At 69.9% G+C, this 11,285-nt stretch carries 7 protein-coding genes; 3 read left to right on the top strand and 4 right to left on the bottom strand.

Annotated elements, in window-relative coordinates:
* Positions 1-183: 183 nt before the first annotated feature.
* From PG878_RS03650 to PG878_RS03640, 3 genes are all read left to right on the top strand, one after another.
* Positions 184-1,266, top strand: a complete 1,083-nt coding sequence (locus PG878_RS03650) for a macro domain-containing protein (protein WP_244672701.1) — start codon at positions 184-186, stop codon at positions 1,264-1,266.
* A 258-nt stretch (positions 1,267-1,524) separates the two neighbouring features.
* A complete protein-coding gene (locus PG878_RS03645; protein WP_209032138.1) occupies positions 1,525-2,925 on the top strand; it encodes a 3' terminal RNA ribose 2'-O-methyltransferase Hen1 in 1,401 nt (466 codons plus the stop codon).
* 17 nt (positions 2,926-2,942) lie between these two features.
* Positions 2,943-5,495 (top strand): polynucleotide kinase-phosphatase, encoded by a 2,553-nt coding sequence (locus PG878_RS03640; RefSeq protein WP_209032139.1) that lies wholly within the window; start codon positions 2,943-2,945, stop codon positions 5,493-5,495.
* Between the two features lie 146 nt (positions 5,496-5,641).
* Here the strand turns inward: PG878_RS03640 and PG878_RS03635 are convergent, their stop codons facing one another.
* From PG878_RS03635 to PG878_RS03620, 4 genes are all read right to left on the bottom strand, one after another.
* Positions 5,642-6,946, bottom strand: coding sequence for a PQQ-dependent sugar dehydrogenase (locus tag PG878_RS03635; protein WP_209032140.1), 1,305 nt, complete (start codon positions 6,944-6,946; stop codon positions 5,642-5,644).
* The gene (locus PG878_RS03630; protein ID WP_209032141.1) at positions 6,939-7,382 is read right to left on the bottom strand and encodes a DUF2231 domain-containing protein; all 444 of its coding nucleotides are present in this window, start codon (positions 7,380-7,382) and stop codon (positions 6,939-6,941) included. The genes PG878_RS03635 and PG878_RS03630 overlap by 8 nt, the downstream gene beginning before the upstream one ends.
* 184 nt (positions 7,383-7,566) lie before the next feature.
* Positions 7,567-8,751, bottom strand: coding sequence for a LacI family DNA-binding transcriptional regulator (locus tag PG878_RS03625; RefSeq protein ID WP_244672702.1), 1,185 nt, complete (start codon positions 8,749-8,751; stop codon positions 7,567-7,569).
* A 75-nt stretch (positions 8,752-8,826) separates the two neighbouring features.
* A complete protein-coding gene (locus tag PG878_RS03620) occupies positions 8,827-11,274 on the bottom strand; it encodes a GH92 family glycosyl hydrolase (RefSeq protein ID WP_209032142.1) in 2,448 nt (815 codons plus the stop codon).
* Positions 11,275-11,285: the final 11 nt, after the last annotated feature.

Genomic DNA, 11,285 nt, shown 5'->3' with positions numbered 1-11,285 from the left:
AGCTCCTGGCCCTTCGCTGCAGGACCGCCAGATGCGCACATGCGCTGACGTGCCATCGCCCGCCGTCTCGCCTGCCCGCCCTGCACCAGTGAACGGCGCCTTGCGTCCAGGGGAGGCATTCCGCCCATTGCGGGGCGACCGATCAGCGCTGCCGCGGGAATTCCTTCATCGATGGATCGCACCATGTTCAAGGCACGTATCGGCGACCTGTTCGCCAGCCACGCCCAGGTCTACGCGAACGCGGTCAATTGCGCCGGCATCATGGGCAAGGGCATCGCGCAGGCGTTCAAGCAGCGCTACCCGGCGATGTTCGAGGACTATGCGGTGCGCTGCCGGGAAGGCCGCATGCGCATCGGCGAACCCTATCTTTACCAGGATGCCAGCGGCGTCCGTATTCTCAACTTCCCCACCAAGCGCCATTGGCGCTCGCCGTCGCGGCTGCAGGACATCGCGGCGGGACTCGACTACCTCGCAGCGCATCTGCGCGAATGGGACGTACGCAGCCTCGCCCTGCCGCCGCTGGGCTGCGGCAATGGCGGCCTGGCCTGGGACGAGGTCGGCCCGCTGCTCTACCGCACGCTGGCGCACCTGCCGGTCGAGATCGAGGTCTATGCGCCGTACGGCACGCCGCTGGCGCAGCTCGAGCCGGCGTTTCTGGCGCGGCCTGCGCACACGTCGGCCGAGGGCGCAGGCAAACGCATCGCGACCCAGCCCGGCTGGATCGCGATCATGGAAGTGCTGCGGCGTCTGCAGGCCCGGCCGCAGACGCGTCCGGTCGGGCGCACGCTGTTCCAGACGCTCTGCTGGGCAATGACCGAACTCGGCGTGCCGACCGGGCTGGCGTTCGGCAATGCCGGCCGTGGACCGCGGCAGGGCGACGTCCGGCCCATCCTGACCGACCTGGCCAACCGCAACTGGCTGCAGGAGCAGCCGCAAGGGCGGACGATGGCGCTGCGCGCGTCGCCTCAATACCTCCGGGAGCACGCCCGGTTCGCAGCGGTGTACGCGCCCTACGATGCCGAGATCGCCAATGCGGTTGAGCTGTTCGCGCGGATCAGGAACACCGACCACGCCGAGGATCTCATGACGGTGTTCCAGGCCGCACGCCGCCTCCAGGCTGCGCATTCCGGGCAGCTGCGCGACACCCAGCAGCTGCTTGCCCATCTGCGCGACGCGCACGCGATCGAGCCATCGGAACAAGCGCAACAGGCGGCGACAGCGGCGATCGATATGCTGCTTGCGCTGGACTGGATTCGCTTGGGCTGAGGCCGCGCTGCCAAGCGCATCGCCACACGCCTGGTTCAATGCGGCTCGGAGCAAGGCACCATCGCGTCGCGTCCACGGGGTGCCGACATCCGCATCCACGATCGGCCTGCAGGCGCAGCCGGGTCGCCCGCGATGCGCCACACGCCCCGATGCATACGCGCCGTGCCGGGCCAGCGGTCGCCAGCCCACCCGCGCAGCCGCCGCACAGCGGTAGTGGCACCACGTTAGACTCACGGCCTTTCTCACGACGCCATCACCGTGCTGCTGTCCCTCTCCACCACTACCCAGCCCGCCACCGATCTCGGCTACCTGCTGGTCAAGCATCCCGAGCGTGCCCACGAGGTCGACCTGCCGTTCGGCACCGCCAGGGTGTTCTACCCGCAGGCCGACGACACGCGCTGCACCGCGGTGCTGATGCTCGACATCGACCCGGTCGGGCTGGTGCGCGGGCGCGGCGAGGCCGACGGCAGCCTGTCGCAGTACGTCAACGACCGCCCGTACGTCGCCAGTTCGTTCCTCTCGGTCGCGCTCAAGCGCGTGTTCGGCACCGCCATGGCCGGCACCAGCAAGAGCCGCCAGGCGCTGGCGGACACGGCCATCGCACTGGAGGCGGAGATCCCCGTGCTGCGGTGTCGCGGCGGCGAACAGGTGCTGCATGCCTGGTTCGAGCCGCTCGGCTATACGGTGACGGTCGAGCGCCTGCCGCTGGATCCGCGCTTTCCCGAGTGGGGCGACAGCCCGTACGTCCGCCTGCAGCTCGCCGGGACCGTGCGCCTGCAGGACCTGCTGACCCACCTGTACGTGCTGCTGCCGGCCATCGACGGCGACAAGCACTACTACGTCGGCCACGACGAAATCGAGAAGCTGCTCGACAAGGGCGGCACCTGGCTCTCCGCGCACCCGCAACGCGAGGCGATCGTCGGCCGCTACCTGCGCCGCCACAAACCGTTGGTGCGTGCGGCGCTGGCGCGCCTGCTGGACGAAGAAGAAGAGGCGATCGACGCGCAGGAAGAGCGCAAGGAAGCGGCCGAGGACGCGATCGAACGTCCGCTCAGCCTCAACGACCAGCGCATGCAGGCCGTGGTCGAGGCGCTGCGCACCCTCGGCGCGCGGCGGGTGGTGGACCTGGGCTGCGGCGAAGGCCGTCTGCTCGGCCTGTTGCTCAAGGAGCCACAGATCGAGCACCTGCTCGGCATCGACGTGTCGCTGCGCTCGCTGGATCATGCCGCCGATCGGCTGCACCTGGAACGTCTGCCGCCGCTGCAGCGTCAGCGCATCACCCTGGCCCACGGCGCGCTGACCTACCGCGATCGGCGTATCGAAGGCTTCGATGCGGCCTGCGCGATCGAGGTGATCGAACACATGGACGCGCCGCGCCTACCCGCGTTCGAGCGCGCCCTGTTCGGTTTCGGCAGGCCGCCGGCGGTGGTGATCACCACGCCGAACAGCGAATACAACGTGCGCTTCCCGACCCTGCCCGCCGGGCGCTTCCGCCACCCCGACCACCGCTTCGAGTGGACCCGTGCGGAGTTTCATGCCTGGGCCGACGGCGTGGCGCAGCGCAACGGCTATCGCGTGCGCCATGCGCCCATCGGCCCGGACGATCCGGAGGTCGGCCCGCCGACCCAGATGGCGGTGTTCACCCGCGACGTGGCCTGACCCCTTTCGGCATCCTCATGACCATACGCATTCCCAAGCTCAGCCTGGTCGCCCTGATCGGCCCGTCCGGCAGCGGCAAGTCCACCTTCGCCCGCACCCACTTCCTGCCGACCGAGGTGATCTCTTCCGACGTCTGCCGCGGCCTGGTCGCCGACGACGAGAACGACCAGACCGCCACCGGCGACGCCTTCGAGGTGCTCTACTTCATCGCGCGCAAGCGCCTGGCCGCCGGCCGCCTGACCGTCGTCGACGCGACCAATGTGCGTCCGGAAGACCGCAAGCGCCTGGTCGAACTGGCGCGCGAGTTCCATGTCCTGCCCTGCGCCATCGTGTTCGACCTGCCCGAGCGCGTGTGCCAGGAGCGCAACAGCGCGCGCCCGGACCGCACCTTCGGCCCGCACGTCATCCGCAACCAGCAACAGGCACTACGCAAGGGCCTGCGCGGCCTGGAGCGCGAGGGCTTCCGCCACGTCAGCGTGCTGCGCTCGGTGGAGGACGTGGCGGCCGCCGCGATCGAACGCATCAAGGTCTGGAACGACCGCCGCGAGGAGCACGGGCCGTTCGACCTGATCGGCGACGTGCACGGTTGCCGCGACGAACTGGTCGCCCTGCTCGGCCGCCTGGGCTACACCGTCGGCGGCACCCGCGAGGCACCCGAGGTCGCCGCGCCGGAAGGACGCAAGGCGGTCTTCGTCGGCGACCTGGTCGACCGCGGCCCGGATTCGCCCGGCGTGCTGCGTCTGGTCATGCACATGGTCGGCAACGGCACCGCGTTGTGCGTGCCCGGCAACCACGACGTGAAGCTGCAGCGCAAGCTGGCCGGACGCGACGTGCGCATCAGCCATGGCCTGGCCGAGACGCTGGAGCAACTGCAGGCCGAGCCGGAAGAGTTCAGCCGCGAGGTCGCCGCCTTCATCGACAAGCTGGTCAGCCACTACGTGCTCGACGACGGCAAGCTGGTGGTCGCCCACGCCGGTCTCAAGCAGGAACTGCAAGGCCGTACCTCGCAACGCGTGCGCGAGTTCGCGCTGTACGGCGAGACCACCGGCGAGATCGACGCATTCGGCCTGCCGGTCCGCTCCGACTGGGCGCGCGACTACCGCGGCCCGGCGATGGTGGTGTACGGCCACACGCCGACGCCGGAGCCGGAATGGGTCAACCGCACCATCTGCCTCGATACCGGCTGCGTGTTCGGCGGCAAGCTCACCGCGCTGCGCTATCCGGAGAAGGAACTGGTGTCGGTCGCGGCCGCGCGCGAGTACTACGCGCCGGTCAAGCCGCTGCTTCCGGCCGAGGACACGAGCGCCACGGCCACCACGCCGCGCGAGGCCCTGCTGCTCGACCTGGACGATGTGGCCGGCAAGCGCGTGATCGACACCCGCGCCTTCCGCAGCGTCACCATCCGCGAGGAAAACAGCATCGCCGCGCTGGAGGTGATGAGCCGCTTCGCCATCGACCCGCGCTGGCTGGTGTACCTGCCGCCGACCATGGCGCCGCCGGAGACCGCCAAGTCCGGCGACCTGCTCGAACGCCCGCAGGAGGCGCTCGACTTCTATCGCCAGGAAGGCATCGCCACGCTGGTGTGCGAAGAGAAGCACATGGGCTCGCGCGCGGTCGTCGTGCTGTGCCGCGATGCCGGTGTCGCGCAGCGCCGTTTCGGCATCGGCGACGACGGCCGTGGCGTCGTCTACACCCGCACCGGCCGCCGCTTCTTCGGCGAGCGCGAACTGGAGAACGCTTTGCTCGATCGCCTCGACGCGGCCTTGCAGCGCGCGGGCCTCTGGGAGCAATTGCATACCGACTGGATCGTGCTCGACGCGGAACTGCTGCCGTGGTCGGCCAAGGCCCAGGAACTGCTGCGCGAGCAGTACGCGCCGACCGGCGCGGCCGCCACCGCGGCGCTCGCCACCGCCCGCACCTGGCTGGACGCGGCTGCCGCGCGTGGCCTCGACGTGCAGTCCTGGCAGCAGCAGGCGCAGGCGCGCCACGGCGACGCCAGCCGCTTCGTCGACGCCTACCGCCGCTACTGCTGGGCAGTGAATGGCCTGGAGGATCTGAAGATCGCGCCGTTCCACGTGCTGGCCTGCGAAGGCGTGGTCGGCCTGGAGCGCGACCACCGCTGGCACCTGGACATCGCCCGTCGCCTGGCCGATGTCGAACCGCTGGTGCGGCTGACCCGGCACGTGTTCGTCGACCTGGCCGACGAGGCCAGCGTGGCCGATGCCGTCGCCTGGTGGGAGGCGCTGACCGCACAGGGCGGCGAAGGCATGGTCATCAAGCCGGTCGAAGGCCTGGCGCGCAGCAAGCGCGGGCTGGTGCAACCGGCGATCAAGTGCCGCGGCCGCGAGTATCTGCGCATCATCTACGGACCCGAATACACCGAGCCGCAGAACCTCGACCGACTACGCCAGCGTGGTCTGCGCACCAAGCAGTCGCTCGCCATCCGCGAGTTCGCGCTGGGCCTGGAAGCGTTGCAGCGTTTCGTCGCGCAGGAACCGCTCTACCGTGTGCACGAATGCGTGTTCGGCGTACTGGCGCTGGAAAGCGAGCCGGTGGACGTGCGGCTGTAAGCCCATGTCCGTGCTGTTCCGCCATCCAGCGGCGCGCCCGGGTTATCCACTTTGCGTACCGCCGCGACAAGGCCAGCACCTCCGCCGAGACGGCATCGCGTGCAGACGACGTCGCCCACATCCGATGGGCGGCGTCGTGCGACCGGTCAGAAGCGCACGCGCCAGACGCTGTTGCCGACATCGTCGGCAATCAGCAGCGCGCCGTCCTTGTCCTGCGCCAGGCCGACCGGGGCACCGAACAGCTGCGACTCGTCTTGCGAGTGGAAGCCGCTGACCACGGTCTGCGGTGGGCCGACCGGCCGGCCCTGCTGGAACGGCACGTACACCACCTGATAGCCGCTGAGCGGCGAGCGGTTCCAGCTGCCGTGCTCGGCCACGAACGCACCCTCGCGGTATTTTGCGGGCAGCGTATCGCCGCGGGAGAACCACAGGCCCAGCGCGGCCACATGCGAGCCCAGCGCGTAGTCCGGCTTGATCGCCTTGGCCACCAGGTCCGGGCGCTGGTCCTTGACCCGCACATCCACGTTCTGCCCGTAGTAGCTGTACGGCCAGCCGTAGAAGCCGCCGTCCTGCACCGAGGTCAGGTAGTCGGGCACCAGGTCGGCGCCGATCTCGTCGCGCTCGTTGGCGATCGCCCACAGTTTGCCGGTGCGCGGCTCCCACTGCAGTCCGGTCGGATTGCGGATGCCCGAGGCGAAGATGCGGCTGCTGGCCGAAGCCACGTCCACTTCCAGGACGGCAGCGCGGCGGTATTCCACGTCCAGCCCGTTCTCGCCGATGTTGCTGTTGGAGCCCACGCCGACGTACAGCTTGCGGCCGTCGGGGCTGGCCAGCAGTGCCTTGGTCCAATGGTGCTCGATCGTGCCGGGGAGATCGGCGAACAGCGTGCCGGGCGCGGTGATCTCGGTCTGGCCGGCGACGTAGGGGAACTTCATGATGTTGTCGGTATTGGCGATGTACAGCACATCGCCGATCAGCTGCACCCCGAACGGCGAGTGCAGCCCCTTCAGGAACGCATGCTGTTCCCACTTGCCGTCCGCGGTCCTGCGCAGCAGGGTGATGCGGTTGCCGCCCTTGGCGCTCTTGCCGGAGCGGCTCTGGACCAGCCCTGCGATCAGTTGCTTGGGCGTGGTGACGGGTTCCATCCCCGGCGAATTGGCCTCCACCACCAGCACGTCGTCGTTGGGCAGCACGTACAGCTGGCGCGGATGCTTCAGGCCACCGGCGATCTTCTCGATCTTCAGGCCAGCCGCCACCGTGGGCGCCTGCCCCTCCTTCCAGCCCACTCCCTCGGGAACCTGCATCGGCGGCAGCAGGAAGTTGCGCGGCTGCGGCAGCGGCGGCGCGTTGCCCGCCTGCTGGGTGGGCTCGAGCGAGGCCTTGCCGCTGCAGGCGGCCAGGGCCAGTGCGCCGCTCAGCGCGAAAGCGGACAGGTACAGGCGCTTAGCCATGGGCGTAGCCCTCGCGTGGCGTGGTACGGATGGCGATGAGCACATGCCCGACCGCCAACAGCGCGACCGTGAGGATCGAGAGCCAGAGCCCTGCCGGAACCACCGCATACGCATCGCGGCTGTGCACGAAGGAATTGAAGATGGCGGCGACGATGGCGAACAGGTTCAGCCAGAAGTCGAGCCGTTCCACCGGCAGCACGGAGCGCCGCGCGGTGATCCAGACCTGCACCAGGTTGATCAGGCGCGGCACGATGGCGATGACCAGGCCGATCGCGATCAGCCAGGCCGCCGCCTTGGTCCACAGGATCACCCCGCTACGGACGTAGACGATGTCGAAGATCAGCGCGGCGACGAAGCAGCCGAACGGGATGGGATTGAGCAGGCCGTAGAAGGCGTTGGCCACCACGGAACGGCGCGGTGCAGTCTGCAGATGCATGAGACGGCTCTCGACGAAAGGAAGAAGGGGGCGAATCGCTAACTCAGGACGAACCCGCGGGGCGCGCCGCAGTGAGGGTGCGATCCACTATCTGCCCGCCACTGTCTAGAGGGCGTCGCGATGGCACTGCATGCGCCGAGTGCCATCGTGCGTCGTCGCTGCGGCCGCAGCCGCGTTCGCAGCGCTAGCCGCGCGTGCGCGCGACCGGCGCGCCGCTGCTCTCGCGCACCGACAGGCTCACCGGCACGATCGTCCTGCGCGGCGGTACGGTCGCGTCCAGCCGCTCCAGCACCAGCTGCGCCGCCTGGCGGCCGCGCGCGCGTGGTTGCGCGGCGAGCGTGGTCAGCGCGGGCGTGCTTACCGCGGCCTCGGGGATGTCGTCGAAGCCTGTGATCGCGAAGTCCCTACCCGGGCGGATGCCGCGCGCCAGCAGGCCCAGCATCAGGCCAAGCGCGACCGTGTCGTTGTAGCAGACCGCCGCAGTGGGCGGCGCGTCGTGGGCGAACAGATCGCCGTGGCGCGCGGCCGCTTCCAGGCGATTGGGCGCGGACTCGATCAGCCAGGCAGGATCGACCGGCAGCCTGGCCTGCCGCATCGCCTGGGCGTGGCCGGCGCGACGCTGTCGGCAGGAACTGGAATCGGCATGGCCACCGTAGAAGGCGATGCGGCGGTGGCCGAGCGCGATCAGGTGCTCGGTGGCCAGTTGCGCGCCGCGCTGGTTGTCCAGGCCGAGGAAGCCCCAGTCGTCGGCGCCGGCGAGTTCGCGGTTGAACAGCAGCACGTTCGCGCGTGCGTCCAGCACCGTGTGCAGTTCGGCGGCGTCGCTGCCCTCGGCCGGCGACAGGATCACGCCGGCCGGCGTGTGTTCCATCAGCGAGGCCAGGACGGCCTGCTGCCGCGCGGGCGATTCGCCGGTGCTGCCGAGCAGGGTCACGTAGCCCTGCTCGCCCAGCGCCTCGTCCACCCCGGCGGCGAACTCGGCGAAGAACGGATTGGCCAGGTCGTTGATGACCAGAGCCACGCAGGTCGAAGTACGCCGGCGCAGATTGGCGGCGCCGCGGTTGTAGACGTAGCGTTGCCGCTTCAGCTCCGCCTCCACCCGCGCGCGGGTGTCGGCATGCACCAGCGGGCTGCCGCGCAGCACCAGCGACACGGTCGCGCGCGAGACGCCGACCGCATCGGCGATGTCGGTGACGGTCACCACCCGCTGGCGGTCGCGTGCGGCGGCGGCCGGTGCGCTCTTCGTGGCCGTGTTCGCCTTGTCCGCGCGCTCCGCCGCAGCCGGCGCCACCTTGCGCGACGCGACCTTGGCCGCCTTGGTCGGCGTGGAGCCTGCGGATCCGGCACGGGATGGACGCTTCTGGCGCATCGGATCGATTCCTTTCGGACGAGACGCGCAGCCTAAACCATCGGCTGCGCGCCGCCGCCGCGAGACCGCATGGACTCAGCGCCAGCCCAGGCTGGCGGTAGAGGTGGCCGGCGCCGCGCACGGCGACACCGGCAGGTCCTGCGGCTGCGTGCCCCAGCCCTGCGGCTGCGGCGCATCGCGCAGGTCGAAACGCAGGCGCCCGCCCTGGCGCAACTGCGCCCAATCCAGCCACACCGGCGCATGCGCGCGGCCATCCAGCGACACGCCACCGACATAGCGCAGCTTGCCGTCGCCGGCCTGCGGCGCGTCGATGCGCAGCGTGCGGCCCGGCCCCACGTCCAGTTCGATGCGCGAGAAGCGTGGCGCGTGCAGCAGGAACTGCCCGGTGCCGGGCACCGCCGGATACAGGCCCATCACGCTGAACAGATACCACGCCGACATCGTGCCCAGGTCGTCGTTGCCGGTGACGCCGTTGGGCGCATTGGTGAACAGCGTCTGCGCCGCATGCAGCACGGTGCTGGTCTTCCACGGCTGGCCGATCAGCGTGTACATCCACGGCGCATGCAGGTCCGGCTCGTTGTTGGGGTTGTAGCGGAACTGGCTGTAGTAGCTGTACGGCCCCATCACCCATTCCTTGCGCGCGGCGCCGGCCGGGTCGGCCAGCAACGCGTCGTAGGCGAAGAAGGTATCCAGGCGCCGTGCGGTCTGTTCCGGACCGTGCATCGCCGCCACCAGGCCCGGCACGTCCTGCTGCACCAGCCACTGGTACTGCCAGGCCGTGCCCTCGTGGAAACCGTGTTGCGAGCGCGGATCGTAATGACCGTCCGGCGGCGTGTACCACGCGCCGTCCTCGGTGCGCGGCCGTGGGAAGCCGGTGAAGCCGGTCTGCGTATCGCGCACCGACGGATCCCAGATCGAATGCCAGTTGCGCCCGCGGCGGTTCAGCACAGCCGCGTCCTCGGCATGCCCCAGCGCGCCGGCCATGGCCGACAGCGCGCAGTCGGCCAGCGCGTACTCCAGCGTCGCCGAGCCACCGTGGTGCGGGTCGACATCCATGCCCTTGGACGGGAACGCACGGTCGTACTGCACGAAGCCCTGCGCCAGGTAGTTGGCATTGCCGGACCGCCCCGCGTGCCGCGAATTCAACGGCGGCATCTCGAACGCATTGCGGCGCAGTGCGGTGTAGGCCTCGGCCTCGCGCCCCTGCAGCGCGCCGAAGCGCCACAGGTCGACCAGGAACGGCGTGACCGGATCGCCGGTCATCACGTTGGTCTCGAAGTTGGCATAGCCCCAGCGCGGCAGCCATCCACCTTGTGCATCGATCGCCAGGATCGAGCGGCCGATGTCGGCGGCGCGCTGCGGCCGCAGCAACGCCAGCAACTGGTTCTGCGCACGATAGGTATCCCACAGCGAGAAGAACTCGTGGTAGGTCCAGCCCTCGGCATGGTGGATGCCGTCGTCGTAGCCGCGGTAACGGCCATCGGCGTCGCTGCCGGTCAGCGGCTGCAGCAGCGCGTGGTACAGCGCGGTGTAGAACACCACGCGGTCGTCGCCGCTGGCGCCTTGCACGCGCACGCTGGCCAGCTCCTTGTCCCACACCTGCTGCGCGCGGGCGCGCATCGCGTCGAAGCCGAGCAGGCGGCCATTGGCCATGCCCTCGCGGCGCAGGTTGTTGCGTGCGCCCTCGGCGTCCACGTGCGAGATCGCCGAGATGGCGGTCACCGCGCGACCCTTGCTCAGGTCGAAGGTGAGCCAGGCGCCGCTGGGCTTGCCCTCGCCCTCCATGCCATGGCGCGATCCCGGCACCCCGCCGGCCTCGCCCCAGGTGCCGAAGGCCTTGAACGGGCGATCGAACTCCAGGCGGAACCAGGTGGTGTACTGGTGGCCGCCGCAGAAGCTCTGTGTGACCAGCTTGCCTTCCACCACGCGGTCGCCGACCACGCTCAGGGTGCTGCCGGTGACCGTGTGGCGGGCATTGGCCTGGCCGATGTTGACCAGCACGTGGCCCTCGCCCGCGGTGCTGAAGGTGTAGCGCTCGGCCGCGGCGCGGGCCAGCGCGGTGGCTTCGGCATCGATGCCGCCGTAATCGGTCAGCCGTACCTTGTAGTAGCCGGCCTGGCCACGCTCGCCGTCGTGCTGGTAGCGTGCGCCATAGCGGGTGTGGTCGAACGCCTTCGGATCGCCCGTATCGAACTCACCGCCGGGGCCGATGCGCCCGGTCACCGGCAGCACCGAGACCTGCCCGCCCTGCTCCCAGCAGCCGGCACCGGACAGGAAGGAATGGCCGAAGCCGCGGATCTGCGGATCGTCGTAGCGCCAGCCGGCGTAGTGCGCGCCGATCGGGCTGACCTGGATCATCCCGAACGGGGCGGACGCACCGGGGAAGGTGTTGCCGTCGTCCTTGCTGCCGATGAAGGTGTTGACCTCGGCACTGAGCCGCGGCGCGGCGACCAGTGCCGGCGTCACCAGCAGCAAGGACAGGGCGAGCGTGCGCAGCAGCGAGGGCAACGGGGAACGCGTCATGCGATGGGTCC

Origin of the sequence: Xanthomonas hawaiiensis (assembly GCF_031834635.1) — a bacterium.
GTDB lineage: Bacteria > Pseudomonadota > Gammaproteobacteria > Xanthomonadales > Xanthomonadaceae > Xanthomonas_A > Xanthomonas_A sacchari.
This window is presented reverse-complemented; position numbering and strand designations above follow the sequence as displayed.